The sequence below is a fragment of the Ensifer sp. LC11 genome (genome assembly GCF_001695835.1).
Taxonomy (GTDB): Bacteria; Pseudomonadota; Alphaproteobacteria; order Rhizobiales; family Rhizobiaceae; genus Ensifer.
The window spans coordinates 16,949-43,928 of sequence record NZ_MBSO01000030.1 but is presented as its reverse complement, the minus strand read 5'-3'; the positions used below and the strand labels follow the sequence as shown (position 1 = coordinate 43,928).

The following is a 26,980-nucleotide window of genomic DNA, read 5'->3' as shown; positions in this document are numbered from 1 at the left end:
GTCCAGCTAGACCGACTGTTGCTTGCGCGCCTGCTCGCGGTCCTGCCAGTATCTGAGCCGCAGCCGTGGCGCCATGAGCCAGGCGATGAACGGCGTTATGGTAAAACAGGCGACTACCAGGACCGGGATGGAATACTTGGCGTTGTCGGCCAGGACGGGGATCGACAGGATGGTGACGATACCGATCCCGAACAGGATGGCGTTGATCATCAGGCCGACCATGATGGCGAGTTGCAGGCGGACGGACATTTAGACCTCCCGGCGCGTCGAGGCGGCATGCAGCCTCGAACATTCAGTTCGTGGCCGATTGTAACAGAGCGCCCTCATTCGCAAAATGGTGGCGGATGCGGGGCGGATCTCGCCCCTTTCACCAGCGCAAATCTGCCCTATCCTCATAGCCGAGCGATTGAAGGCACGGGTCTGGCGCCAATCGCTCCTGCCTGAAGGAGATCGCATGACGAGCCCATACGAAACGCTCGGCGTCAGCCGCGAGGCGACGCAGAAGGACATCCAGAGCGCCTATCGCAAGCTTGCCAAGAAACTTCATCCGGATCTCAATCCGGGAGACAAGGGCGCCGAGGACCGCTTCAAGGCGGTGTCGGCCGCCTATGCCTTGCTGAGCGATGAAGACAAGCGTGGGAAATACGATCGCGGCGAGATCGACGAGACGGGTGCGGAAACCCCACCCCGGCAATACTACCGGGACTACGCGACGTCGGGCGAAACGGCCGGACGCTATGAAAGTACACATGGCTTTTCGGACTTCGGCGATAGCGACGATATATTTTCGAGCTTCTTTTCCCGTCGCACCGGCGGCCAGCGCAGCCAGCGCGGTCGCGATGCGCATTTTTCCATGGAGGTCGGTTTTCTCGACGCAGCCAATGGCACCAAGACACAGATCAACCTGCCGGGGGGCGGACCGGCGCTCGACCTCACCATCCCGCCCGGCACGCGCGACGGCCAGACCCTGAGGCTGCGTGGCAAGGGCGAGGCTGGCTTCAACGGTGCGCCGGCGGGCGACGCGCTGATCGACATTCGCGTTCGCCCGCACCCGCTTTTCTCGGCCGATGGCGATGACGTGCGCTACGATGTGCCGATCTCGCTGAGCGAAGCGGTGCTCGGCGGCAAGATCCGTGTCCCGACCATTGACGGTGCGGTCAACGTGACGATCCCTCCACACTCCAACACCGGCAAGACGCTGCGGTTGAAGGGCAAGGGATTGCACAAGTCGGGCGGGGGCCATGGCGACGCCTATGTCAGCTTGAAGATCGCGCTGCCGCAGGCCCCCGATCCGGCACTTTCCGCTTTCGTCGAAAGTTGGGAAGCAGGCAGGGCGGAAGACCCGCGTAAGGGTTTGGGAGGACACGCATGAACGACCGGGAATTTTGCGAACACCTGGACATTGAGGTCAAGGTTCTGCGTATCTGGGTCGAACAGCATTGGCTGATGCCCCGCGAGGCGGAAGCAGGCTGGCTGTTTGAAGAGGCCGATCTTGCCCGAGCCCGGCTGATACAGGATCTGACCGGGCCGATGGGGGTCAACGACGATGGCGTCGATGTCGCCATGGGACTGCTCGACCAGATCCACGGCCTGCGCGGCCGGCTTGCCGTGCTGATGAGCGCCATCCGCGCGCAGGAGCCTGACGTTCAAAGGCTCATCCTGTCGCGCGTGCAGGATGAATAGACGACAGGTGTTCGAGGGGATCATTACAGTTTTCCTAAAATGCGACCACTGGATTTCACGCGCCTTAAAGTTGAACTGAGCGATAAGAAAGGATTGGCAACGGCAAGGCAGGAAGAACGTGACGCAGGTGGTCACCGTATCCGCGACGACAGCGGCCTATGCAGCGGAAGCGCTGAAGCCGTCGGCGCGTGTGCGTGGCGACGGTCCAACCGACGAAGCGATCACGTTGCTTTCGACCAAGCGCACCGAGCAACCCGCGCTGACGCCCGACGCGATCCCGAAAATGAAGGGCGCCCTGCCCTTGTCTTTCATGCTGATGAGTGCAGATGGTCGCCTGCCGGAGCGATCAGAGGCCGAAGCCTTGCGTCGCTATCTTGAGTTCATGCGCGACGACGATGGCGCCGAGGAGAGGCGCGAAGACGAAAGCCGGCAGGAGGAACCCGCCGGCCATGAGGATGAAAGCGACGCCGCCTGAGGCCGTCGCAAACTATCACGTCAATGATGCTTCTGGCCGCCGGTCGCCTCGCCACCCTTGGCAGCGCCGACCGGCAGCGTCGCGTCGACCTTGCCCGCCTTTTCGAAGACGAGCGTGACGGGAACCGCATCGCCTTCCTTGAACGGCGTCTTCACATCCATGAACATCAGATGCAGGCCACCGGCCTTCAGCTCGACCGTTTCTCCTGCCGGCAAGGCAACGCCGTCATCGAGCTTGCGCATTCTCATCACGTCGTTCTCGGTCTTCATTTCGTGGATTTCGACCCGGCTCGCCGCGGGGCTTTCGACGGCCACGAGCCGATCCTCGGATTCGCCCGCGTTCTTGATCGTCAAATAACCGCCGCCGACCTTGGCACCGGGCAGCATGGCCTTGACCGAGCCGGCGGAGATTTCGAGATCGCCGATCTTTGCCGAACCGTCGGCCGCCATATGCCCACCGTGGCCGGCATGGGGATCGGCGGCATCCGCCATCGTGACGGTCACTGTCGGTGCCGGGCTCTTCAGGTCATGCGCATTCTGGCCCTCGGCGGCAACCTCGTCCCAGACGACCTTGCCATCGGTGCCGCAAAGCTGTGTGGTCGGGAAGGCGAGCACGGTCTCCTTGTCGAAGCCCGAGAGCTTACCGCGAACGACGAAGGTGTCGTAGTAGTCGTCGGAGAGGTTGCCGCCCTTCCAGCGGATTTCCAACGGGCCCGACGAGACCTTCTTGCCGTGATTGTCGTAGGTCTTCTGGTAGTCGCCCTTGATCACCTCGAGCTCCCAGCCGGGCTTCGGTTGCGGCTTGGCGAAGACGAAGCCTTCCGGAAGCTTGATCTGCACTTCAGTGGTCGGCTTGCCGTCGCAACCATGCGGCACCTGCAGCACCGCCTTGAAGGTGGTCTCCACCGGCGCCTTGTCGTTTTCGAACGTGGCGTGGGCATGGGCAATGCCGCTCGCGGCGAGGGTAAGGCCGAGCGAAAGCGAAACCAGTCTGGTCGTGTTCATGTCGTAATCTCCTGACCACGCGCGGGCTTTGCCCGGTTTCCGGTGGTCGACGCCGCGCAAAGCGGCAGATTGTCATGGGAATGCGAGAGGAGGATTACGAACGCGCCGGCGGCCCGCGTGAAGGCGGCAGCAGGCGCAGAGGCTGGCGGAGCGCGCTGCTTTCGGCGAAAACCGGCGAAATCTGCCATTCGCCGGTATCGGCGCGAACACTCTCGGCTGGCGGAACCGGCAGCAGGATCGAACCCGAGAGGCGGCAGGCCTCGCAGACCGGAGCCATGGACTGGCCCTTGCCGCTGTCGTGATCGACGCCGTCCATGCCGAAGCAGATTTCGGCGGTCGTACCGTCAGGCAGCTGATAGGCGGCGATCTCGGCCGGGCCCAGTGTCTTGGCGCTGAGCGGCTTGTGGGCAAAGGTCAGGAAAACGAGCGCGAATACGGCGATCAGCCGCACTGCTACCCCGAATTTGCCTTCGCGCCCTGTCATGGTCATCCCCGGTCTCTGCCTTGGGTTATCCTCAACTGGAGAAGAATGCAAAGGCAGAATTGCCGCACCCGCCTTGGCTGCGTCTTATGGTCATGCGACAAAAATGTGTTTCACCGCGACACCGCCCTCTTGCCAAGCTCCCGCCTTCGCCGTTATCTGGAGACGATCTTGTTGGGAGAAGCCGGTTCAATCCGGTGCCGAAGGAGCAACCGCCCCGGAAACTCTCAGGCCAAAGGACCAGCAAGGTGCCGGTAGGACTCTGGAGAGAAGCGTTTTTACGCTCGCCGAAGGGATAACAATCTCAGGCAAAGGGACAGAGGGGGCTCGAATCGACGGCGATTGACGCCGGAAGTGTGAGCCGGCGCGGGAGCGCCAGACCTGGAGGCCGGATTTGGAAGACAATCCTCACTTGAAACATACGCCGCTGCATGCGCTGCACCTTTCACTCGGCGCGCGCATGGTGCCCTTTGCCGGATACGACATGCCGGTGCAGTACCCTGAAGGCGTGATGAAGGAACACCAGCACACCCGTGTTGCCGCCGGTCTCTTCGACGTCTCGCATATGGGCCAGGTCATCGTTCGGCCGAAGTCCGGCAAGATCGAAGATGCGGCGCTTGCGCTGGAAAAGCTGGTGCCGGTGGACGTGCTCGGCCTTGGCGAGGGCCGTCAGCGCTATGCGATTTTCACCAATGCGGAAGGCGGCATCCTCGACGATTTGATGATCGCCAACCGTGGTGATCACCTGTTTCTCGTCGTCAACGCCGCCTGCAAGGATGCCGATTTCGAGCATCTGAAGAAGGGGCTCGCAGACACCTGCGAAGTCACGATGCTCGACGATCGCGCGCTGATCGCGCTGCAGGGCCCGCATGCCGAGGCGGTTCTCGGTGAACTCTGGGCCGACGTTTCGGCCATGCGCTTCATGGACGTCGCCGAAGCCGATCTGCACGACGTCACCTGCATCATCTCCCGCTCGGGCTATACCGGCGAAGATGGCTTCGAGATCTCCATTCCCCTGGAGTCGGCTGTCGATGTGACCCAGCGGCTGCTGGAGCATCCCGATGTCAAGCCGATCGGTCTCGGCGCCCGCGATTCGCTTCGGCTTGAAGCCGGCCTTTGTCTCTATGGCAACGACATCGACACCACGACGACGCCGGTCGAGGCGGCGCTGGAATGGGCGATGCAGAAGGCGCGGCGCGCCGGTGGTGCCCGCGAAGGCGGCTTCCCGGGGGCTGATCGCATCCTCGGCCAGTTTGCCGGTGGCGCCTCGCGTCGTCGTGTCGGGTTGAAGCCGGAGGGCCGCGCGCCCGTTCGTGGCGGCGCCAATCTCTTCGCCGATGCCGAGGGCAAGACGCCTGTCGGCCAGGTGACGTCGGGCGGCTTCGGCCCCTCCGTCGATGGCCCTGTCGCCATGGGCTATGTCGATTCCGGCCACACGGAAAACGGCACCACCCTTTTTGCGGAAGTGCGCGGCAAGTACCTGCCTGTAGCGGTCGCCGCCCTGCCCTTTGTCAAACAAACCTACAAACGCTGATCAGGAGAGAGCGCACATGTTGAAGTTCACTGAGGAACACGAGTGGCTGAAGATCGAAGCTGGTGTCGCAACCGTCGGCATCACCGAGCACGCTGCCGGCCAGCTCGGCGATCTCGTCTTCGTTGAACTGCCGGAAACCGGATCCACCTTCTCGAAGGGCGATAGCGCTGCCACCGTCGAATCCGTCAAGGCAGCTTCCGACGTCTATTGTCCGCTTGATGGCGAAATCGTCGAAGTCAACCAGGCGATTGTCGACGACCCGTCGCTGGTCAACAGCGATCCGCAGGGTGCTGCCTGGTTCTTCAAGCTGAAGCTTGCCAACCCCAGCGAAGCCGACGCCCTTCTCGAAGAAGCGGCCTACAAGGAGCTCGTCGCCTGATGAGCATGCCCAAGGATTTCACCTTTACCGACTACAAGCCGTATGACTTCGCTAACCGGCGTCATATCGGCCCGTCGCCGGCCGAAATGGACGAGATGCTGAAGGTCGTCGGGTACCCGACGCTCGATGCGCTCATCGACGACACCGTGCCGCCGTCGATCCGGCAGAAGACGCCGCTCGCCTGGGGCGCGCCGATGACCGAGCGCGAAGCGCTCGACAAGATGCGCGAAACGGCCAACCGCAATCAGAAGCTCGTCTCGCTGATCGGCCAGGGCTACTACGGCACGATCACGCCGCCGGTGATCCAGCGCAACATCCTGGAAAACCCGGCCTGGTACACGGCCTACACGCCCTATCAGCCGGAAATCAGCCAGGGCCGTCTCGAAGCGCTGCTCAACTACCAGACCATGGTCTGCGACCTGACCGGTCTCGATGTTGCCAACGCCTCGCTGCTCGACGAAGCGACAGCTGCCGCCGAAGCCATGGCCATGGCCGAGCGCGTCTCGAAGTCGAAGGCCAAGGCCTTCTTCGTTGACGAGAGCTGCCACCCACAGACAATCGCGCTCCTGAAGACCCGTGCCGAGCCTCTCGGCTGGCAGATCGTCATCGGTAACCCGTTCACGGATCTGGACCCGGTCGACGTCTTCGGCGCGATCTTCCAGTATCCGGGCACCTACGGCCACGTGCATGACTTCACCGGCCTGATCGCCCGCCTGCACCAGACCGGCGCGATCGCGACGATCGCTGCCGATCCGCTGGCGCTGGCGCTTCTGAAGTCCCCGGGCGAAATGGGCGCAGACATTGCCATCGGCTGCACCCAGCGCTTCGGCGTTCCGGTCGGCTATGGCGGTCCGCACGCGGCCTACATGGCGGTCAAGGACGTCCACAAGCGCTCGATGCCCGGCCGTCTCGTCGGCGTTTCGGTCGATGCGCGCGGCAACCGCGCCTATCGGCTGTCGCTCCAGACCCGCGAACAGCATATCCGCCGCGAAAAGGCGACGTCGAACATCTGCACCGCGCAGGTGCTGCTTGCCGTCATGGCCTCGATGTATGCGGTCTTCCATGGACCGAAGGGCATCAAGGCGATCGCGCAGAGCGTTCACCAGAAGACCGTTCGCCTGGCCATGGGCCTTGAAAAGCTTGGCTACACCGTCGAGCCGGACGTGTTCTTCGATACCATCACCGTCGAAGTCGGCAAGCTGCAGGGCATCATCCTCAAGACTGCCGTCGCCGAGGAAGTGAACCTGCGCAAGATCGGCGAGACCAGGATCGGTATCAGCCTCGACGAGCGTTCGCGCCCCGTCACGCTCGAAGCCGTCTGGCGCGCCTTCGGTGGCGACTTCAAGGTGGAAGAGTTCGAGCCGGGCTACCGCCTGCCGCAGCCGCTGCTGCGCACCAGCGAGTACCTGATGCACCCGATCTTCCACATGAACCGCGCCGAAAGCGAGATGACGCGCTACATCCGCCGGCTGTCGGACCGCGACCTCGCGCTCGACCGGGCGATGATCCCGCTCGGCTCGTGCACGATGAAGCTCAACGCGACAGCGGAAATGCTGCCGATCACCTGGCCGGAATTCTCGGAGATCCATCCGTTCGTTCCGAAGGATCAGGCGGCCGGCTACCAGCACATGATCGAGGACCTGTCCGAGAAGCTCTGCGCCGTCACCGGCTATGATGCGATCTCGATGCAGCCGAACTCGGGCGCTCAGGGCGAGTATGCCGGTCTGCTGACGATCCGCGCTTACCACCTGGCACAGGGCGACGCCCATCGCGACGTCTGCCTGATCCCCACTTCGGCGCACGGCACCAACCCGGCGTCGGCCCAGATGGCCGGCATGAAGGTGGTCGTCATCAAGGTCAGTGAAAACGGCGACATCGACATGGATGATTTCCGTGCGAAAGCCGAGCAGTATGCGGAAAACCTCTCGTGCTGCATGATCACCTATCCCTCGACCCACGGCGTGTTCGAAGAGAACGTGCGTGAGGTCTGCGAGATCGTGCACAAGCACGGCGGCCAGGTCTACATGGACGGCGCCAATATGAACGCCATGGTCGGCCTTGCCCGCCCCGGCGACATCGGCTCCGACGTCAGCCACCTGAACCTGCACAAGACCTTCTGCATTCCGCACGGCGGCGGCGGACCCGGCATGGGCCCGATCGGCGTCAAGGCGCACCTGGCACCCTACCTGCCCGGCCACCCGGAAACGGACGGCGAGGATGGTGCGGTTTCGGCTGCTCCGTTCGGCTCGGCCTCGATCCTGCCGATCTCCTGGAGCTACTGCCTGATGATGGGCGGCGAAGGCCTGACCCAGGCGACCAAGGTGGCGATCCTCAATGCCAACTACATCGCCGCACGGCTGAAGGGCGCCTATGAGGTGCTCTACAAGTCGTCGAAGGGCCGTGTCGCGCATGAGTGCATCATCGATACCCGTCCGCTGGTCGAGAGCGCCGGCGTGACCGTCGACGATGTGGCCAAGCGCCTGATCGACTGCGGCTTCCACGCGCCGACCATGAGCTGGCCGGTTGCCGGCACGCTCATGATCGAGCCGACAGAGTCTGAGACCAAGGCAGAGATCGACCGCTTCTGCGATGCGATGCTCGCGATCCGCGAGGAAGCTCGTGCGATCGAAGAAGGCCGGATGGACAAGACCAACAACCCGCTGAAGAACGCTCCTCACACGGTCGAAGACCTGGTCGGCGATTGGGATCGTCCCTATTCGCGCGAGCAGGCCTGCTTCCCGCCGGGTGCCTTCCGGGTCGACAAGTACTGGTCGCCGGTCAACCGCGTCGACAACGTCTACGGCGACCGTAACCTCGTCTGCACCTGCCCGCCGCTGGAAAGCTACGCGGAAGCAGCCGAATAATATCAAAAGCCGGCGGAGCGTTTGCGCGTTCCGCCGGCTTGCCCGGGCGCGGATGCCACCTGAGATGACGCGCAGCGCATCCCATCTCCAAAACAATCTCCAAGATCGTAAAGAGAAGAACCAGGCGCGAGCGTAACGAACGCGCCCGCCCTATCGGCGCAAGCTCATGCTCGGCGGCAGGATCGCGCTTTCGACCCAGAATCGGATGAAGGCTTCGGCAAAGCGGCGATATTCCATGACCGATGACGGTTTCGCGACATAGGCGTTGGCGCCGGCACCGTAGCAGTGAAGGACATCGGCTGGATTGATCGAGGACGTCAGCACGATGATCGGAACAAGGGCGGTCGCTCGGTGCTTGCGTACGCGCCGCAGAAGGTCGATGCCATCGCTTCCGGGCAACTTGATATCCATCAGGATGTAATCGAAATGGCCGCGGGTGAGCTGTTCGACAGCCTCGTCCGCATCGGTAACCAGAACCAGATCGATTCTGTCATCGATCTGGGCAAAGGCCCGCATGACGAAACGCGCATCGTGCGCGTCGTCTTCCACCAAGAGCAATCGCTTTGGCGTCGAGACCACCTTGTTCCGCCCTATTTCGCTTTCCTCAGCCGCCTCGGAAGAAGCACGATGAAACGTGCGCCTTCACGAAAGGTTGTGTCAAGGCAGATCGAACCGTCGTGGCTTTCGGCAATGCGTTTTGCGAGCGCCAGGCCGATGCCGGTACCTCCGTAGGTCGTCTCGTCCTTGTGCAGACGCTGGAACACCTCGAAGATGCGTGTGGCAAAGCGCGGGTCTATGCCGATGCCATTGTCCTCGACCATGAGCTCCACCATGTGGTCCGTGAGCCCGCCGTGGATGCGGATCACCGGTGGTCGGTCTGCGTGCCGGTACTTGATCGCGTTGCCAACCAGGTTCTGGACGAGCCTTCGGAGAAGCTCGGGATCTCCCTCCAGCTCCGGCAATGAACCGACCTCAAAAGTCGCGTTGGCCTCGCGTGCGTCGCCGGCGAGCATCGTCAAGGTCTCGGAAACGACGTCGTTCAGCCGCACGTGCGTCCAGTCCGTAATGCGGTGGGCGATCTGCGCGTAGTCGAGCAGGCTGTCGACCACTCGGTTCATCCGTCTGACGCTGTCGCGCAGGTGACGGGCGTTTTCGGCAAGCTCGGTCTGATCGCCTGCCTTCAGATCATCCTCGATCATTTCGGAAAACATCGAGATGTGCCTGAGCGGCGCCTTGAGATCATGGGATACGGTGGCGGTGAACTGATCAAGGGCTTCGTTCTTGTGTTCCAGCTCCTGTCGCTGCCGCTCCAGCGCCAGTTCGGCGCGCTTGAGATCCGTGACATCAACGCGGGCAACGACCGTGTTGCCATCCTTCGTCCTGATGTTCTCGACCCTTAGCCAGCGATCGTCGGCATAGCGAAAAATCTTCGGGCGACCATCGGGATGGCGGAAGTCACGGAGCCGCGAAGATATCCACTCATCGCCTTCGCGTGTTCCCGGTATGGCATCGGGATAGTGACCGCCCTGTCGCGCCAGCAGCAGGATTTCCTCGGCGGTGATGCCGGGCTTCAGCGCCGGACCGGCCGGGCCGCAGATCGCCTGATAGGCTTTGTTGTAGACAACCAGGCGCTCCTGGCGGTCGAAGATGGCAAATCCCTCGGGCATCGCCTCAAGCGCTGCATCCAGCATTTTGGAGGCCCGTTGCCGCTCGCTCACCGCCTCGGCAAGATCCGAGACATCACGAATGATACCGATGAGCGCCAGTTCCTCACCCTGATCGTCGATCAGCGGTGTGGTGCGCAGGTGCCCGGAAAAAGAGGATCCGTCTCGCCTGACGTAGAGATAGGTCGATGTTCGGGCGGTGGTCTCATCCACCCTTTCTGCGCGATTGCGCAGACGTCTTTCGTATTCGGCATCGTTCGCGTAAATCAGCCGCACGGACTGGTCGATGAATTCTTCGGCCGGATAGCCGAACTGCTGCAGGGCAGCATTGTTGGCGGAGCGGATGATCCGCTCGGCGTCGATGATGATCACAGGATCGGGAAAAGTCTCGTAGAGCGCCTTGAAGACGAGATCCTCATTGAACGCTGCCATCATCGTAGTCTCCGTTCCAGCCGATCTCATCTCAGCAGAAAAAAGGCCCGGCGAAAACCGGGCCGACCTATCCGCCTTAACGAATGAAGGAAACTTAGTTAGCGCGCACTACGGCGTCGCCCTGCGCGGCGAGCGCTGCAAGGTCTGCAGGCTTCAGCTCGACCGATTCGCCGCAGCCGCAGGCCGAGGTCTGGTTCGGATTGTGGAAGGTAAAGCCGGAACGCAGCGCCGTGACTTCGAAATCCATCTGCGTACCGAGCAGATAAAGCACGGCCTCGGGCGCAACCCAGACCTTGGCGCCCTGATGTTCAATCAGGTCGTCCTTGGGGTTGGGTTCCGTCACCAGATCGACGGCATACTCCATGCCGGCGCAGCCGCCCTTCTTGATGCCGACACGGATACCCATGGCATCGGCGCCGGCATTCTCCACGATCGCGCGGACGCGGCCGGCTGCGGCATCGGTCAGGCTCATCACGGCAAAGCCCATGGGCTCATTCTCCTTGTCGTCACCGGGGTAAAGGCCCGGCGCCTTACAGAATCAAATGTAGTATCCGCGCCTTAACGGATCAATACGACGCGGGTTCGTCAGTACCAGCCGACAGCGACCTGCGCCTCTTCAGACATGCGGTCCGGCGTCCACGGCGGATCGAAGGTCATCGAGACCTCGACGCCCGATACGCCTTCGACGGCGCCGATGGCATTCTCGACCCAACCGGGCATCTCGCCGGCCACCGGGCAACCGGGTGCGGTCAGCGTCATGTCGATCTTCACCATCCGGTCGTCTTCGATGTCGATCTTGTAGATCAGTCCGAGTTCAAAGATGTCGGCCGGGATTTCCGGGTCGTAGACGGTCTTCAGCGCGGCGATAATATCGTCGCTAAGACGCGCCAGTTCCTCGGCCGGGATTGCCGAATGCACGATGCCCTCGCGGACGTCGACCTTTTCTTCCGTAGCATCAAGGCTCATGTCGGCCTCCTGGACTTTCTCTATTGGTTCAGAAGATTACGATAACTCTTTGAACCTTTTGCAAACTTATCAAGCGAAGAACTTGCGCGCATGCTCCAGCGCCTCGGCCAGCGCGTCAACCTCCGCCCGGGTATTGTAGAGGCCGAAGGATGCACGGCATGTGGAGGTGACGCCGAAGCGTTTCAAGAGCGGTTGGGCGCAATGGGTGCCGGCGCGAACGGCCACACCGGCGCGATCGATCACCATGGACACATCGTGCGAATGGATGCCGGCGAGTTCGAATGCGAAGATGCTGCCTTTATCAGGAGCATTGCCGAACACGCGCAACGAATTGACGGACGAGAGGCGTTTGCGCGCGTAAGCGGTCAGGTCCGCTTCGTGTGCCTGAATTGCTGCCCGGCCGAGCTTCTCCATGTAATCGAGCGCATAACCAAGGCCGATCGCCTGCACGATCGGCGGCGTGCCGGCTTCAAAGCGGTGCGGCGGATCGTTGTAGGTGACGTAATCCTCGGTCACCACCTCGATCATCTCGCCACCGCCGAGGAACGGCTGCATTTCCTTCAGGCGATCTGTCTTGCCGTAGAGCACGCCGATGCCGGAGGGGCCATAGAGCTTGTGGCCGGTCATCACGTACCAGTCGCAATCGATGTCCTGGACATCAACAGGCATGTGCACGGCGCCCTGGCTGCCGTCGATGAGCACCGGGATGCCGCGTTCGCGGGCAATCCGGCAGATCTCCTTCACCGGAACCACGGTCCCGAGCGCATTCGACATGTGGGTAATGGCGATGAGCTTGGTGCGATCCGTCAGGCACTTGACGAAATCTTCGACGTGAAGCGCACCCTCGTCGTCGACCGGAACCCAGACGAGCTTGGCGCCCTGGCGCTCGCGGATGAAATGCCAGGGAACGATGTTGGAGTGATGCTCCATGATCGAAAGAACGATCTCGTCGCCTTCGCTAAGTTTCGGCATGCCGTAGCCATAGGCGACCGTGTTGATCGCCTCAGTCGAGGACTTGGTGAAGATGACGTTGTCGACCGACGGGGCGTTGAGGAAGCGGCGCACCTTCTCGCGCGCCGCCTCATAGGCTTCCGTCGCGGCATTCGACAGGAAATGCAGGCCGCGATGGACGTTGGCATATTCATTGGCATAGGCATGGGAGATCGCGTCGATCACGACCTGCGGTTTCTGCGCCGATGCCCCGTTGTCGAGATAGACAAGCGGCTTGCCATAGACGGTTCGCGACAGGATCGGAAAATCCCTGCGGATCGCTTCGACGTCGTAGGCAGGCACCGGTACAGAGTGTTCCATGTCTTTCAATCCAATTGCGCCACAGCGCCGCGCGTCTCTCAAGACGCGCCAGGGCCGCTGTAACATGTTGAACTGCTGCATAATTTTATCCCTAAATCGATGCCGAATTAAGGAATTACGCAATAGCCTTACGCGTGCTTGTCGAGCCAGGTCGAGATGACGTCTTCGAGTGCCTCGACCAGCGCCTCGTCGTCTTCCAGTTCCTCGACGATTTCGGCGACGAAAGCGTTGACGAGCATCGCCCGCGCCTTGTTCTCCGGAACGCCGCGCGCCATCAGATAGAAGAGCTGCGTGTGGTCGATGTCGGCAACCGTCGCACCGTGGCCGCACTGAACGTCATCGGCAAAGATCTCGAGCTCCGGCTTCGCCGAAAGGTCGGCGTCGTCGGACAAGAGCAGCGTGTTGCACGCCATCTTCGCATCGGTCTTCTGCGCGTCCTTGGCGACCAGGATCTTGCCCTGGAAGACGCCCTTGGCGCGGTCGAATACGACGTTGCGGATGATCTCGGTCGAGGTCGTGTGCGGTACGTTGTGACCGAGCGTGAAGGTTACGTCGGTGTGGCTTTCGCCGCCAAGCAGGTTGATGCCGCGCAGCTTGAAATCCGCGCCCTCGCCGCTCGTCTTGCCGTGGATCTCCTGGCGCACCAGCTTGCCGCCGGCATTGATTACGAAGAGATGCAGCTTGGCGTTCTTGCCGAGGTCGAAGCGGATCTGGCCGAGATGGGTATCGGCAGCGCCCTGCTGCTGCAGGACGATCCAGATGACGTCGGCACCTTCGGCAAGCGTCACGTCGCTGACGGAGGAGACGAAGCTTTCGGCGTCATTGGTCGACAGATGCCGCTCGATCACCGTTGCCGTGGCGCCGGCGCCGAAGGAGACCGGAAAGCGCGTATGCGCCTGGCCAAGGCTCTGCACCAGCTGGATTTCCAACGGATCTTCGAGTGCGGCGTCAGCGGCGACGTCGATTTCGAGACCGCCGCGAACGAGACCGCCGTTGATGCGACCAATCGCGTCGTCAAAGCCGAGCACGGCAAGGCCGGCCGCAGCCGAACCGTCGAGCAGGCTGTCGACATAGGAGCGGACAGTCACACCATCAGGCAGGTTGCCCTTGATATCCGTCTGGCCATTGCGGACGGAAAGCACCGTCGAGCCGGGGACCAATGCATCGACACGATCGGCAAAGGCCGTGGGGTCGGCGGCAGGAACGGCGCGCAGCAGCGTGCGAAGGTCGGTGTAGTGCCAGGATTCGACACGGCGGGTCGGGAGACCTGCAGTCTTCAGTTCGTGCACCAGCGTGTCGCGAACCGAGAACACCGAGCCGTCGCCCGGCAGATCGCCGATCTGCGCGGTATAGGCATCGACGAGCGCCGTCTCGGCGGCCGTCATCTTGATTGCCTGTTGCATATTCATTCGAACACTCCTTCAACAGCCTTTAGGCCGCGGCCTCGATGATGTCCGCGTAGCCGTTGGCTTCGAGTTCGTGCGCCAGCGTCTTGTCGCCCGACTTGATGACCTGGCCCTTGTAGAGGACGTGCACGGTATCAGGAACGATGTAATCGAGCAGGCGCTGGTAGTGCGTGATGACGACGACGGCGCGGTCCGGCGAACGCAGCGCGTTGACGCCATCGGCGACGATCTTCAGCGCGTCGATGTCGAGGCCGGAATCGGTTTCGTCAAGCACGCACAGCTTCGGCTGGAGCAGCGACATCTGCAGGATTTCGGCGCGCTTCTTCTCACCGCCGGAGAAGCCGACGTTGAGCGGACGGCGCAGCATTTCCGGCGCGATCTTCAGCTCGGCTGCAGCTTCCTTGACGCGGCGCATGAATTCCGGCGTCGTCAACTCGTCTTCGCCGCGATACTTGCGCTGCTCGTTCATCGCCACCTTCAGGAACTGCATGGTGGCGACACCGGGAATCTCGACCGGGTACTGGAAGGCAAGGAAGATGCCCTTGGCTGCACGCTCGGACGCGTCGAGTTCCAGGATGCTCTCGCCGTTATAGAGGATGTCGCCTTCAGTGACTTCGTAGTCTTCGCGGCCCGAGAGGATGTAGGAGAGCGTCGACTTGCCCGAGCCGTTCGGGCCCATGATGGCGGCGACTTCGCCGGCCTTCACGGTGAGGTTCAGGCCACGGATGATCTCGGTGCCGTCTTCGGCGATGCGGGCATGCAGGTTCTTGATTTCAAGCATTTCTATCGTCCTCTTGGGAAACGAACGTTTGTTCGCGCGCAAACTCGTCGTGCGCGCCATTCAATATTCAGTGCAGGGCCTTAGCCGACCGAGCCTTCCAGCGAGATGCCGATCAGCTTCTGCGCTTCGACGGCGAACTCCATCGGCAGCTCCTGGATCACTTCCTTGACGAAGCCGTTGACGATCAGCGCGATCGCCGCTTCGGTGGGGATGCCGCGCTGCAGGCAATAGAACAGCTGGTCCTCGGAGATCTTCGAGGTCGTCGCTTCGTGCTCGAACTGTGCCGTCGAGTTCTTGGCCTCGATGTAGGGCACGGTGTGCGCGCCGCACTTGTCGCCAATCAAGAGCGAGTCGCACTGAGTGAAGTTGCGGGCGTTCTCCGCCTTGCGGTGGGCTGAGACCTGGCCGCGATAGGTGTTTTCCGAAACGCCGGCAGCGATGCCCTTTGAGACGATGCGGCTCGACGTGTTCTTGCCGAGGTGGATCATCTTGGTACCGCTATCGATCTGCTGGTGGCCGTTGGAAACGGCGATCGAGTAGAACTCGCCGCGCGAACCGTCGCCGCGCAGGATGCAGGACGGATACTTCCAGGTGATCGCCGAGCCGGTTTCGACCTGCGTCCAGGAGATCTTGGAGTTCTTGCCACGGCAATCGCCACGCTTGGTGACGAAGTTGTAGATGCCGCCCTTGCCTTCCTTGTCGCCCGGATACCAGTTCTGCACCGTCGAATACTTGATCTCGGCGTCATCGAGCGCGACGAGCTCGACGACGGCAGCGTGAAGCTGGTTCTCGTCACGCTGCGGCGCGGTGCAGCCTTCGAGATAGGACACGTAGGCGCCCTCTTCTGCGATGATCAGCGTGCGCTCAAACTGGCCGGTGTTCTTCTCGTTGATACGGAAGTAGGTGGAGAGCTCCATCGGGCAACGCACGCCCTTCGGCACGAAGACGAAGGAACCGTCGGTGAAGACCGCGGAGTTCAGCGTTGCGTAATAGTTGTCGGTCGTCGGAACGACGGAGCCGAGATACTTCTGTACGAGCTCGGGATGCTCGCGGATCGCCTCGGAGATCGACATGAAGATCACGCCGGCCTTCTTCAGCTCTTCCTTGAAGGTGGTGACGACCGAGACGCTGTCGAACACGGCGTCGACCGCGATCTTCGACTTCTGCACGCCGGCAAGGATTTCCTGTTCCTTCAGCGGAATGCCGAGCTTTTCGTAGACCTTGAGGATCTCCGGATCGACTTCGTCGAGCGACGTCGGACCCGTGACGCCCTTCGGCGCGGCATAGTAATAGATGTCGTTGAAGTCGATCTTCGGATAGCTGACGCGGGCCCAGGTGGGCTCCTCGAGCGTCAGCCAGCGACGATAGGCGCCGAGGCGCCACTCGAGCATCCATTCCGGCTCGTTCTTCTTTGCCGAAATGAAGCGAATGATGTCTTCCGACAGGCCCTTCGGGGCCTTCTCGACTTCAATGTTCGTCTCGAAGCCGTATTTGTACTGGTCCACGTCGATCTGACGGACCTGATCGATGGTCTCCTGCACGGCAGGCATGTCGTTCTCCAATCTTGCCGGATCCAAGGTCCGGCAGCTTGTCAGCGCGGTGTGAACTTGGCGCACCGCTTATGTAATGGCTAAAAGGCGTTTTTCACCCTGTTTGCCAAGCGGAAAATTGCTTTTCCGCAATTTCGTCATACCGCTCGCGTCAGGCCGCTTGTCCTGGCGCGCGTCGTCTTGCTGCTACCTTTGCGAAGGCGGCGGCGCAACGCTCGATGTCGGCTTCGCCCGTCGCGTCGCCAATCGAGATGCGCAGCGCGCCCTGGCGCGGATCGTAGCCCATCGCCGTCAGCACGTGGCTCTGCCCGACCTTGCCGGACGAACAGGCCGATCCCGCCGATAGCGCCACGCCTTCCAGATCGAAGGCGATTTGTCCCGTCTCTGCCTTGAGACCAGGAAGCGTGAAGAATATCGTGTTGCCAACGCGCGAAACGTCGCGGCCGTGAATGACCACATCCGCCGCTGCCGCCAGCATCGCGCTCTCCAGCCTGTCGCGCAACGCAGTGATCGGGCCCATCCGCGCCGCAAGGTCCTTGCCCACCTTGCGGGCAGCTGCGGCAAAGCCGGCAATCGCCACCGGATTTTCGGTCCCCGAGCGGTGCCCCTTCTCCTGACCGCCGCCGCGGATCAGTGGGATTGGCATCATCACCTCGCCGCGGGACACGAGGGCACCGGCGCCTTTCGGACCGCCGATCTTGTGCGACGACAGAATGAGAAAGTCGGCGCCGAGTTCGTCGATCGCGAGCGGCACCCGCCCTGCGGCCTGGACCGCGTCAACGACGAGTATACCACCATACCCGCGAACGATCTCGCCGATCTCGGTAATCGGCTGGATGATGCCGGTCTCGTTGTTGACCAGCATAACGGCGACCATCGGCAGGCCGAGCGCGCGGTCATGCGCACTGAGAAGCTCTAGCAGTGCCGCAAGGTCGACGACGCCGGCCGAGGTCACCGGGATTTCGCGTAATGCTTCGCGCGGGAAACGCCCCCCCTCGCGCACAGCCGGGTGCTCGATCGCCGAAGTGTAGAGCCCGCCGATCCTGAGCGGCGTGCGTCCCATGCGGAAGTCCGGCGTCAGCACCAGATTGGCGGCTTCCGTGGCGCCGCTGGTGAAGATCACGCTTGAAGACTTGGCGCCGCAAAGTGCTGCGACATCGCGACGGGCATTTTCAATCAACGTGCGCACCGCTCGGCCCTCACCATGGACGGAAGACGGGTTGCCGATGAGGTCGAGCGCCGACAGGCAAGCCTCACGCGCTTCAGGCAGAAGCGGCGCGGTGGCGTTCCAGTCCATATAGATGCGCGAACCCGACATGATTTCCTTCGCTAGAACAACAGGCCGCAACCCGGCAACCTCTGGCGATGCATTTTCCTTGAATTTTCCGCGTCGCTTGCCTTATGAGACGAAGCACAAGGCGGAATGCCCGCACAGAAGTTTTGAACGGTTCTAAACTAGGTTTTAGAAAAGCTGACTGCTTTCGTCAAGACTGATCGCGATCTGAACCCAAGATTCGAACCAGGAACGCTCCCGGAGAACCAATGCCCGAAATCATCTTCAACGGACCCGCCGGCCGCCTCGAAGGCCGTTACCAGCCTTCGAAGCAGAAGAGTGCGCCGATCGCCATCATCCTGCACCCGCACCCGCAGTTCGGCGGTACGATGAACAACCAGATCGTCTATCAGCTCTTCTACATGTTCCAGAAGCGCGGCTTTACGACGCTTCGGTTCAATTTCCGTGGCATCGGCCGCAGCCAGGGCGAATTCGACCATGGTGCCGGCGAGCTCTCGGATGCGGCGTCTGCGCTTGACTGGGTGCAGAGCCTGCATCCGGATTCCAAGAGCTGCTGGGTGGCCGGCTACTCCTTCGGCGCCTGGATCGGCATGCAGCTCCTGATGCGCCGCCCGGAGATCGAAGGTTTCATGGCGGTGGCACCGCAGCCGAACATCTACGACTTCTCGTTCCTGGCGCCCTGCCCGTCCTCGGGCCTGATCATCAACGGCGATTCCGACAAGGTGGCGCCGGAAAAGGACGTGAACGGTCTCGTGGAAAAGCTGAAGGCGCAGAAGGGCATTCTGATTACCCATCGCACGGTGCCCGGCGCCAACCACTTCTTCAACGGTCAGGTCGAAGGTCTGATGACGGAATGCGAGGACTACCTCGACCGTCGCCTCAACGGCGAGCTGACGCCGGAGCCGGCTGCCAAGCGCATCCGCTGATAGAGCGCCAACGCAACGCAAAGCGCCGCCTGTATTCGCACGGGCGGCGCTTTTTTTATGCGTGGCGGATGTCAAGATTTAGGGGCGACCGATCCAATGCGGCACCGCCGGATTGACGACGGTTATCGGCGTCTCGGCGCACTCGACCCGATTGCGGCCATTTTCCTTGGCCGCGTAGAGGGCCTTGTCTGCGCGCTGCATGACGAGATCCAGCGTCTCGCCGCGGCCGGTGGCGGCCACGCCGAAACTTGCTGTGACACGCGCCGCTTCCGGCAAACCGGCGATCTGCTGAGACATGATCGCGGCGCGCATGCCATGGGCGACGACACGCGCTTCCGACAATTCCGTGCATGGCAGGTAGACGGCAAACTCCTCGCCGCCCAAGCGGCCGGCGACAGCGCGGTTCGGCATCACGTCCATCAGCACGCGGGCAAACCGGCAAATCACCTGATCGCCTGTGAGGTGACCGTAAGTGTCGTTGACCAGCTTGAAACGGTCGAGGTCCGCCAGGATGAGTGTGCCGGGCGTCTCGCTGGCGCGGGCGTGCAGCAGCGGCATGACGCGCTCCGTGAAGCCGCGGCGATTGTAAAGACCGGACAGCAGATCGATTTCCGAACGGGCCTGCGCGTCGTCAACGATGTCCTTGACCATCACGCCAAGCATGGCCAGGCCGGCGCCGACGATCAGCATCGCCCCGAGCGCCTGTGAGACGAGCGCGAAATTGCTCGAAACATAATCCTGGGCGGTTGCGCCCGAGCCAACCGCGACGGCGGCATAGATCTTCATCAGGTAATAGGCTGCCGACAATGCCAGAAGGCCGAAGAGCAGCCAGTCGAAGAACGAGCGGCGCCCCGAACGGATCACGACCGATGCGGTCCACGCCTGAATGAGGACAAAAGGCATCTGGTAGAAGAAGGAATGCTGCCAGGTTCCCCTCGGTAGATCAAAGATCGCCACATCCAGCGCGACGCCGGCCACGAAACACCCACAGAGCGCGGACCAGTGCACCGGCACCTGGTAGAAAAGCCCCAGGCCAAAGCGCAGCAGACAGAAACCGCCGAGCACGCAAGCAAAGGCCGCGATCGCAAAGATCCGCGGCGTCGACGAAAAGGGAACGATTGCCTCGCAAACCGCCGAAAGCGAAGCGACGGCAAATCCGGCTGCACACCACAGCGCCGCACGACGTTGGCGGCTCTTCGCGGCAATGGTGAGGAATGCGGCCGTGAATATCTGCGCAATGATGAAATTCACAGCCAGCAGAGATATCGCACCACCCATCGACGAACCCGAAACCTTCGTACTGCGTTAGCTGCTTATTGCCACCTTCTGGGGCAGCGGCTGCCGATCCTAATTCTCCGATGCGAAAATTTGATTAATCCGGCGGTGGGAGCGCTGGCCGGATCCGGACCTATCCATTCCGGGGCTTTGCGGCATATTTGCCACCGCTTGCCGGCTGCCGAACGCCTGTTGTTCCTGGATAGGTGAGCGGCAGCCCGCTCAGCGCACGCACAGCCAGATAGGCCCAGGCCTCCGCCTCCATGGAATCGCCATTGAGGCCCACTTCCTCCGCCGCAAGAACTGCCGCGCCCTCCTGTTCGGCGAGTGACGCGAGATCGCGCATGATCACCGGATTGAGGCGACCGCCGCCGCACACGATGTAGGTCGCCGGCCGCTGCGGAAGGTGCCCGGCCGACTTGATGATTGCCGCTGCCGTCACATGGGCGAGCGTGCGGGCGCCGTCGGCAAGGTCAGCGTCCCGCCCGTGCGGCGGCGCAAAGTCATTTCGATCCAGTGAGCGGCGCTTCGTTGCGGTGAAGAAGCTGTTGGAGAGATAACGGTCGGCAAGCCCGGCAAGAACGGCTCCCTCGCTGGCGATCATACCTCCCTGGTCGTAGGGAATTCCGGCATGGGCCTCGACCCATTGATCGATCAACGTGTTGCCGGGGCCGCTGTCATAGGCAATGAGCGTTTCGCCGGTGCCGATAAAGGTCAGGTTGGAAATGCCGCCGATATTCACGAAGACGACCGGCGCGGCGAGGCCGCGGTCAGTCGCCGTGCCACGCGCAAGTGCGGCGTGGTACGCGGGAATCAGCGGTGCGCCCTGCCCGCCCTGCTCCATGTCGTTGGCGCGCATGTCGTAGACGACATCGATGCCGGTCTCACGCGCAAGCAGCGGGCCGTCGCCGATCTGCACCGTCAGGGCCTCATCCGGCCGATGCAGCACGGTCTGGCCGTGGAAACCGATCACATCGATCGCCGCCGCCGTCAGGTCGTTCTGCTGCAGGAAGAATTTGACCGCCTCGGCGTGCCGCAGCGTCAGCTCGCGTTCAAGATCGGCAAGAGCGCCCGGCCTTTGATCCCGTTTTGTCATCGTCGTTGCATCGACCAGGCCCTGCTTCAGCCGGTCGCGAAAGCCGGCATCATAAGCAAAGCCGGCCGACGGGCCACGCTCGACGATGCAGTCCCCGTCCGTGCGCAGTAACGCGACGTCGATGCCGTCCATGCTCGTGCCACTCATCAGGCCGATTGCGTTTTTTGTCTGTGCCATGCCGTCAGATTTCCAGAATCACTTTTGGAGTGATTATGCGCGGAAACAGTGCTAAACGCCCGTTCGTTCAAAAACTTCCCCGTAAGAAAGACAGATGATGTCCGGTTTCAAGTCCGATTTCCTTCACACCCTCAGCGAGCGTGGTTTCATCCACCAGATCTCTGACGAGTCTGGCCTGGACGAACTGTTCCGTAAGGAAACCGTGACGGCCTATATCGGCTTCGACCCGACGGCGCCGAGCCTGCATGCCGGCGGACTGATCCAGATCATGATGCTGCACTGGATGCAGGCGACCGGCCATCGGCCGATCTCGTTGATGGGCGGCGGCACCGGCATGGTGGGCGACCCGTCCTTCAAGGACGAGGCGCGGCAATTGATGACGCCCGCGACGATCGAATCCAACATCGCGAGCATCAAGACGGTCTTCTCCAACTACCTCACCTATGGCGAGGGCCCCAAGGACGCGTTGATGATCAACAACGCCGACTGGCTGCTTGGCATCAACTACCTCGAATTCCTGCGCGACGTCGGCCGTCACTTCTCGGTCAACCGCATGCTTTCGTTCGACAGCGTCAAGACGCGGCTTGATCGCGAGCAGTCGCTGTCGTTCCTCGAGTTCAACTACATGATCCTGCAGGCCTACGACTTCGTCGAACTGCACAAGCGCACCGGCTGCCGCCTGCAGATGGGCGGCTCGGACCAGTGGGGCAACATCATCAACGGCATCGACCTCGGCCATCGCATGGGCACTGAGCAGCTCTACGCGCTGACGTCTCCGCTCTTGACGACGTCGTCGGGCGCCAAGATGGGCAAGTCGGTCAACGGCGCGATCTGGCTCAACCCGGACATGCTGTCGGCCTATGACTTCTGGCAGTACTGGCGCAACACCGAAGATGCGGACGTTACCCGCTTCCTGAAGCTTTATACCACGCTGCCAATGGCGGAGATCGAGCGCCTTTCGACGCTCGGCGGATCGGAGATCAACGAAGTCAAGAAGATCCTGGCGACGGAAATCACCGCCATGCTGCACGGTCGCGAGGCCGCCGAGCAGGCGGCGGAGACCGCGCGCAAGACCTTCGAGGAAGGCGCGCTCGCCGACAACCTGCCTTCAGTCGAAATTCCGGCGGCAGAACTCGAAGCCGGCCTCGGGCTACTGACGCTGATCGTGCGCGCCGGCCTCGCCGCCTCCAACGGCGAAGCCCGCCGCCATGTTCAGGGTGGCGCTGTCAGGATCAACGACGAGGCGGTCAGCGACGAGCGTCGTCTCATCGGCACCGGCGACGTTACCGCCGACAACGTTGTCAAACTGTCGCTCGGCAAGAAGAAGCACATCCTCGTGCGTCCGGCCTGAGCCGAGACAACACACAAATCGATCTGAAGGGCCGGCCTTAGCGCCGGCCTTTTTCATTGGAATTCGAAGATGCTGCGGAAGACGCCGGGGGCGATGATCGACAGGGGATTGATCGTCAGCCTCGGCTGGTTGAACGGGCCGTTCAGCTTAAAGGTGATGCCAAGCAGGCCACGGTCGCGGCCGTTGCCGAGCAGCACGCCGATCAGCGGCAGCTCGCCGAAGAGGCGGTTCAGCCCATAGGCCGGCATGAACGTGCCGGTCATGTCCATGATGCCGTTGTTGTCGCGCACCGTCCCCTGGAACGTGGCGCCGACGTCGGTCCCGCGCAGGACGCCGCCGTCGACACGGATGGCGCCGCGATCGAGCGCCAGCTGGGCGAAGCCGCGCTCGAAGCGCGCCGAGCTCACGTCAATGTCGCGCCGCACAGCCTGATTGAGGCTGCGCCCGTCTGCGCCGGTTGGCGTCGATACCATTGATTGTAGCCGTTGCTCGCCGATCAGTTGGAACTTGCGGATATCGACGCTGCCGCGCCAGGAACGCCCGCCACGGTCGCGCAATTTCAGGTTCAGCAGGCCGCCACGCATGTTCTGGTAGATATCGGCAAACCGGGCGAGCGAACCGGCGTCGCCGGTCGTCAGCTCCAGCGTGTTGTCCGCCCCCGCCTTGGCGAGTTTTGCGACGAGCGCCTGGCCGCTGCTGGTAACGGCCGAGAGATTGACGTCCTCGATCTGGCGGCCGCGCTCGGCATAGACGAGGTTGACGTTCGACAGGAATTCGCCGTTGAAGCCGGTGACGCGGCCAAGCTGCGCCTTGATCGCGACGTCGTCGCCGCCGCTCTGATTCTGGTCGCTTCCCGCCTTCAGCTGCGCCAGGATGGGCCTGATATCCGCAGTAGCGCCAGTCAACGTCGCGGCATAGCCGCTCTTGTTGCGATCCACCGAAACCCTGAAATCATCCCCCTGTGCCAGCCGCACATTGTCGAGATCGGCCGATACGAGGCCGCGATCGTCTACCCGAAAAGTGCCACGCGCGCCAAAACCGTCGCCGGCAAGCGCAAAGTCGCTGATTGTAGACAGATCGCCGTCCGTGCTCGAGGTGAACTGTGCTTCAGCCGGGATGCCGACACCCTTGCTCCACCCGATCCAGGGAAGCGACAGCTCCGCCTTGGCAAGTCCGATCTTCACCTTTTGCTTGCCGGTCTCGTCGATGGTGACATCAATCGTAATCGGTCCGGAGATGACGCTCGACGGCCCCGATGCGATCTTTTGCCAGACGCCGTCGTCGAGCGTGCCCGAAATATGGCGAGAACGCTTCACCGTCGAAGCCGCGTCCACCGGCTCAGTGAGCTCGACCTTGACTTTGGCGCCTTCGATCCGTGCATCAGCCTCCAGCACCGCCTGCTGATTGTCGACGCGGAACGTGCCGACGAGGTCCGTTACAGGGCGCCCTTCGAGCGCCTTATCCACGCTGACCTTATCGAGCTGCATCTCCACCTGGTAGAGTGGCTTCGGCGGACGCTGGTCCGAGATCAGGCCGAAGCGAGCCCCGACGACTGCCGTCAAAGGACCACTGAAATCCTCCGGCAACAGCGGCGTCTTCTGCAGTGCCTGGATCGGCTTGTAGCTGACGAGCTCGGCAATCGCGTCAGCATTTCCACCGACCTCGATCTTCATTTCGGCCATCAGCGGCTTCGTGTAGACGTCGGGAAGGATGAAGTCACCGCCGTTGAGCGCGACCGAGCGCCCGGACGGAAAATAGGCTGTGCCTTTTTCCACCTGCACGGTCATGCGCTGCCCCCGCAGCTTGAAGGTGCCGGAAGTGTCGCGAAGCGGCGGAATTTCACCGGTTATGTTGATGCGGGTGTCGTCGATGTCGAAGTTGATGTTGAGTTCCTCGTCACCAAGCTTCAACTCGCCCTCGTTGTTGGCGATACGACCTTCGGCGACCGACACTTCGATCCGGGCATTGGTGACGGTACCACCGAAGAGATTGCCGATCGCCCAGCGGCGCGCGCCCTTGGCCAGCCACCAGGGCCACAATTGCTTGACGGCCGCCGCATCCATCCGGTCGCTGACCGAGGCGAAGCTGATTTGCGGCGATGTCTTGCCGAAGGCGACCGAAAGCGAGCCGTACATCGAGCCAAGCGGGCTCGACACGGCGAGCTGATCAAAGATCAGCCGGCGCGTATCCGAGGTAAATCGGCCGTTGGCCTTGGCGTCGAATGTCAGCGCTGGCGCGGCGATGTCTTCCGGCGCAGAGCTGGCGTTCTTCAGAAGCAGGTCGATCGCGAAGCCCTTGTCCGTGGTGCCGGCAATCTTGTCGAGATCGATGACCGCCCCGGTAAACGGAAAAGTCGAGCGACCGATCTTGACCAGCGACGGCAGGATCTCGACCGACGAGCGCTCGAAATCATAGGCGATATCCATCTGCGAGGGATTGAGGGTTGAGACGAAGCCACCCGCATGGAAGGCGCCCTTCGAGGTGCGCACCGAGACGCGTAAATCCGGCTTCGCCTCGCCGGCCGCCCGTGTCGCCCTCAACGTCAGTCCGGCGGCTGCGTCGATACCGAAGGCGGCCTCCGCGCCCAGCTTGCCATGGTAGAGGAATGGTGCGAGCGGCAGGTTGGTGATCGCCGCCTCGAAGCCGGTCACATGCCCCTCTTGACCGAGTGCATCAGCGCTGAGATCGACCTCAACCCCGTCGACGGTAACGTTGCCCTTGACGCTCATCGAGCCAGCGGCATCGCGGTTGAATTCAAGCGCAGTGGCAACGACCGGCACGACGCGGTCGCGTGCCCCGACAACGGAAAAACTGAAGTCCGAGAGCGTCACCGTCTGATTTCCGCGTCCGGAAGCCATTTGCGACATTCGGTCGACGTGGGAAAAAATCGCTTCCAAAGCGTCGCCGACATCAGCGATCTTGATCTTGGTGAGGTCAAGCGGCTCGCCCTTGGGAAGCAGCCCGGTATCGAAATCACCGCCTTCGGCTTCCAGGCTGGATACGGCGATCCGACCGGTCACGAGCGCCAGCGGGTCGAGTGCAATCGAAATAGAACGAAGTTTCGCCACCGACTGGCCAGAAGCGGCCTCGTTGAGAGAGACCTCCCGCGCCTTCAGCGCAAGCGCGCCGCTGCCGGTCATGCGCACAACCGTGCTGCCGACTTCGGCGCGATAGGCGTCGCCGAGGGCAGCGTTGAGTGCGGTGCGGGCGCGCGCATTCAGCGTGCTGTCCATCACGCCGCTCTCGATGGCCGTGACGAAGATCGCGCCGATGACGAAGACAAACAGGAAGGTGTAGAGCGCGATCTTCGCGCAAAACCGCGGGGCCGTGCTCTTGTGCGGGGCATGCACGATAATAGGATCGTGAGCCTGCGCCGAAGGCAACGCATGCAACGCGACGATGTCTTTCTTGCGAAAGCCGACTTTTTCGCCGCGGATCTCACTCATCAGCGCGGACGTCCTCCGTTCGATACGAGCTAGTTCGCCGTCCCTCTTCCCGGTCGCGCCGGACGGCCGTTTCTCGCCCCATGTAGACCACATGTCGCCGTGCAAAGTCACCAAGAGCGCGGGACCATGCTGTGGAAAGCCATCACCTGCAACGGGAATCGCGCGTGCGGGCGACAGCAACGTTTCGTAGTGGCTAATGCCGTCCGAAACCTGTCGAATCTAGCACAAAAGCGCTGGACGGTAGTTGACGATTTTCGATATGCCCTACAGCGGCGCGTGCCTTAGGAGGTGCGCAAAGGTCGCTGTAGCGCTTTGAGTTGCTGCATGTTTTGCCCTCTAATCGGCGACGATCAAAGGCAAAACGCAGTAGCGTTCGATTGTCCGCAAAACTTGGCAGAAGGAAGGTTTAATTATGGCAAGGCCCACCCCAGGGGATGTCGCTCCCGACTTCACGTTGCCGCGCGACGGCGGCGGCTCGCTTTCGCTTTCCGCCCTGCGAGGCCAGCCGGTCGTTCTGTTCTTCTATCCGAAGGACGACACGCAGGCCTGCACGCTTGAAGCGATCTCATTCTCCGAACTCGCCGAGGACTTCGCCGCCGCCGGAATCACGCTCATCGGGCTCTCGCCTGATTCGGTGAAAAAGCACGACCGCTTCGCCAAAAAGCACAATCTGACGGTCCCGCTTGCCGCGGATGAGGAGAAGGCGGTCGTCAACGCCTACGGCGTCTGGGTCGAAAAGATGATGTACGGCCGCAAGTACATGGGCGTCGAACGCAGCACCTTCCTGATCGGCGCCGACGGCGTCGTCGTCAAGGTATGGGAAAAGGTGAAGGTCGACGGTCACGCCCGCGAGGTCCTTGATGCCGCAAAGGCGCTCTGAGGAAA

At 62.1% G+C, this 26,980-nt stretch carries 24 protein-coding genes and 1 riboswitch; of the genes, 9 read left to right on the top strand and 15 right to left on the bottom strand.

Features of this window, described 5'->3' with window-relative positions; all coding sequences use genetic code 11:
- Positions 1–6: 6 nt before the first annotated feature.
- Positions 7–249, bottom strand: coding sequence for a hypothetical protein (locus tag BBX50_RS20485; protein ID WP_065777170.1), 243 nt, complete (start codon positions 247–249; stop codon positions 7–9).
- Between the two features lie 205 nt (positions 250–454).
- Here BBX50_RS20485 and BBX50_RS20480 point away from each other — a divergent pair, with 205 nt between their 5' ends.
- From BBX50_RS20480 to BBX50_RS20470, 3 genes are all read left to right on the top strand, one after another.
- Positions 455–1,372 (top strand): DnaJ C-terminal domain-containing protein, encoded by a 918-nt coding sequence (locus BBX50_RS20480; RefSeq protein ID WP_065777169.1) that lies wholly within the window; start codon positions 455–457, stop codon positions 1,370–1,372.
- On the top strand, positions 1,369–1,683 hold the full coding sequence (locus BBX50_RS20475) for a chaperone modulator CbpM (protein ID WP_065777168.1): 315 nt from the start codon (positions 1,369–1,371) through the stop codon (positions 1,681–1,683). The genes BBX50_RS20480 and BBX50_RS20475 overlap by 4 nt, the downstream gene beginning before the upstream one ends.
- A gap of 118 nt (positions 1,684–1,801) precedes the next feature.
- The gene (locus tag BBX50_RS20470; RefSeq protein WP_065777167.1) at positions 1,802–2,158 is read left to right on the top strand and encodes a hypothetical protein; all 357 of its coding nucleotides are present in this window, start codon (positions 1,802–1,804) and stop codon (positions 2,156–2,158) included.
- Between the two features lie 20 nt (positions 2,159–2,178).
- Here the strand turns inward: BBX50_RS20470 and BBX50_RS20465 are convergent, their stop codons facing one another.
- Positions 2,179–3,162 carry a DUF1775 domain-containing protein gene (locus BBX50_RS20465; protein ID WP_065777166.1) on the bottom strand — a complete coding sequence of 328 codons (984 nt, stop codon included), beginning with the start codon at positions 3,160–3,162 and terminating at the stop codon, positions 2,179–2,181.
- Between the two features lie 94 nt (positions 3,163–3,256).
- Positions 3,257–3,646, bottom strand: a complete 390-nt coding sequence (locus tag BBX50_RS20460; protein WP_065777186.1) for a hypothetical protein — start codon at positions 3,644–3,646, stop codon at positions 3,257–3,259.
- Between the two features lie 162 nt (positions 3,647–3,808).
- Positions 3,809–3,896: riboswitch (glycine riboswitch) on the top strand.
- A gap of 141 nt (positions 3,897–4,037) precedes the next feature.
- Here BBX50_RS20460 and gcvT point away from each other — a divergent pair.
- From gcvT to gcvP, 3 genes are read left to right on the top strand one after another with little or no spacing between them, the layout of a single operon-like run.
- Positions 4,038–5,177 carry a glycine cleavage system aminomethyltransferase GcvT gene (gene gcvT / locus BBX50_RS20455; protein WP_065777165.1) on the top strand — a complete coding sequence of 380 codons (1,140 nt, stop codon included), beginning with the start codon at positions 4,038–4,040 and terminating at the stop codon, positions 5,175–5,177.
- 16 nt (positions 5,178–5,193) lie between these two features.
- Positions 5,194–5,556, top strand: a complete 363-nt coding sequence (gcvH, locus tag BBX50_RS20450) for a glycine cleavage system protein GcvH (protein ID WP_065777164.1) — start codon at positions 5,194–5,196, stop codon at positions 5,554–5,556.
- A complete protein-coding gene (gcvP, locus tag BBX50_RS20445) occupies positions 5,556–8,420 on the top strand; it encodes an aminomethyl-transferring glycine dehydrogenase (RefSeq protein ID WP_065777163.1) in 2,865 nt (954 codons plus the stop codon). Before gcvH ends, gcvP begins: the two co-directional genes overlap by 1 nt.
- Before the next feature lie 150 nt (positions 8,421–8,570).
- Here the strand turns inward: gcvP and BBX50_RS20440 are convergent, their stop codons facing one another.
- The 9 genes from BBX50_RS20440 to BBX50_RS20400 all read right to left on the bottom strand — a co-directional run bounded on the left by BBX50_RS20440 (position 8,571) and on the right by BBX50_RS20400 (position 17,848).
- Entirely contained in the window at positions 8,571–8,969 is a 399-nt protein-coding gene (locus BBX50_RS20440; protein WP_244513208.1) for a response regulator, read from the bottom strand.
- A 41-nt stretch (positions 8,970–9,010) separates the two neighbouring features.
- Positions 9,011–10,516, bottom strand: a complete 1,506-nt coding sequence (locus BBX50_RS20435) for an ATP-binding protein (protein ID WP_161490887.1) — start codon at positions 10,514–10,516, stop codon at positions 9,011–9,013.
- 94 nt (positions 10,517–10,610) lie between these two features.
- A complete protein-coding gene (gene sufA, locus BBX50_RS20430) occupies positions 10,611–11,003 on the bottom strand; it encodes a Fe-S cluster assembly scaffold SufA (protein ID WP_065777160.1) in 393 nt (130 codons plus the stop codon).
- A 98-nt stretch (positions 11,004–11,101) separates the two neighbouring features.
- Entirely contained in the window at positions 11,102–11,482 is a 381-nt protein-coding gene (locus BBX50_RS20425; protein ID WP_065777159.1) for an SUF system Fe-S cluster assembly protein, read from the bottom strand.
- Positions 11,483–11,551: 69 nt separating this feature from the next.
- A complete protein-coding gene (locus tag BBX50_RS20420) occupies positions 11,552–12,793 on the bottom strand; it encodes a cysteine desulfurase (protein WP_065777158.1) in 1,242 nt (413 codons plus the stop codon).
- A 128-nt stretch (positions 12,794–12,921) separates the two neighbouring features.
- Positions 12,922–14,202: a Fe-S cluster assembly protein SufD gene (gene sufD, locus BBX50_RS20415; protein ID WP_065777157.1), complete on the bottom strand. Its 1,281-nt coding sequence runs from the start codon at positions 14,200–14,202 to the stop codon at positions 12,922–12,924.
- A gap of 22 nt (positions 14,203–14,224) precedes the next feature.
- Positions 14,225–14,980, bottom strand: a complete 756-nt coding sequence (sufC, locus tag BBX50_RS20410; protein ID WP_034794631.1) for a Fe-S cluster assembly ATPase SufC — start codon at positions 14,978–14,980, stop codon at positions 14,225–14,227.
- Between the two features lie 80 nt (positions 14,981–15,060).
- Positions 15,061–16,530 (bottom strand): Fe-S cluster assembly protein SufB, encoded by a 1,470-nt coding sequence (gene sufB, locus BBX50_RS20405; protein WP_065777156.1) that lies wholly within the window; start codon positions 16,528–16,530, stop codon positions 15,061–15,063.
- 151 nt (positions 16,531–16,681) lie between these two features.
- The gene (locus BBX50_RS20400) at positions 16,682–17,848 is read right to left on the bottom strand and encodes a cysteine desulfurase family protein (RefSeq protein ID WP_065777155.1); all 1,167 of its coding nucleotides are present in this window, start codon (positions 17,846–17,848) and stop codon (positions 16,682–16,684) included.
- Positions 17,849–18,072: 224 nt separating this feature from the next.
- On the opposite strand from BBX50_RS20400, the gene BBX50_RS20395 reads away from it, so the two are divergent.
- The gene (locus tag BBX50_RS20395) at positions 18,073–18,750 is read left to right on the top strand and encodes an alpha/beta hydrolase (protein ID WP_065777154.1); all 678 of its coding nucleotides are present in this window, start codon (positions 18,073–18,075) and stop codon (positions 18,748–18,750) included.
- Between the two features lie 78 nt (positions 18,751–18,828).
- Here the strand turns inward: BBX50_RS20395 and BBX50_RS20390 are convergent, their stop codons facing one another.
- Complete coding sequence (locus BBX50_RS20390; RefSeq protein WP_065777153.1) at positions 18,829–20,028, bottom strand: GGDEF domain-containing protein; 1,200 nt, start codon at positions 20,026–20,028, stop codon at positions 18,829–18,831.
- A 130-nt stretch (positions 20,029–20,158) separates the two neighbouring features.
- Complete coding sequence (locus BBX50_RS20385; RefSeq protein WP_065777152.1) at positions 20,159–21,298, bottom strand: anhydro-N-acetylmuramic acid kinase; 1,140 nt, start codon at positions 21,296–21,298, stop codon at positions 20,159–20,161.
- A gap of 97 nt (positions 21,299–21,395) precedes the next feature.
- Here BBX50_RS20385 and tyrS point away from each other — a divergent pair, with 97 nt between their 5' ends.
- Positions 21,396–22,649: a tyrosine--tRNA ligase gene (tyrS, locus tag BBX50_RS20380; RefSeq protein ID WP_065777185.1), complete on the top strand. Its 1,254-nt coding sequence runs from the start codon at positions 21,396–21,398 to the stop codon at positions 22,647–22,649.
- A gap of 53 nt (positions 22,650–22,702) precedes the next feature.
- On the opposite strand, the gene BBX50_RS20375 is transcribed toward tyrS, so the two are convergent.
- Positions 22,703–26,095: a DUF3971 domain-containing protein gene (locus BBX50_RS20375; RefSeq protein WP_065777151.1), complete on the bottom strand. Its 3,393-nt coding sequence runs from the start codon at positions 26,093–26,095 to the stop codon at positions 22,703–22,705.
- Between the two features lie 412 nt (positions 26,096–26,507).
- Here BBX50_RS20375 and BBX50_RS20370 point away from each other — a divergent pair, with 412 nt between their 5' ends.
- Positions 26,508–26,975: a peroxiredoxin gene (locus BBX50_RS20370; RefSeq protein ID WP_065777150.1), complete on the top strand. Its 468-nt coding sequence runs from the start codon at positions 26,508–26,510 to the stop codon at positions 26,973–26,975.
- Positions 26,976–26,980 lie beyond the last annotated feature (5 nt).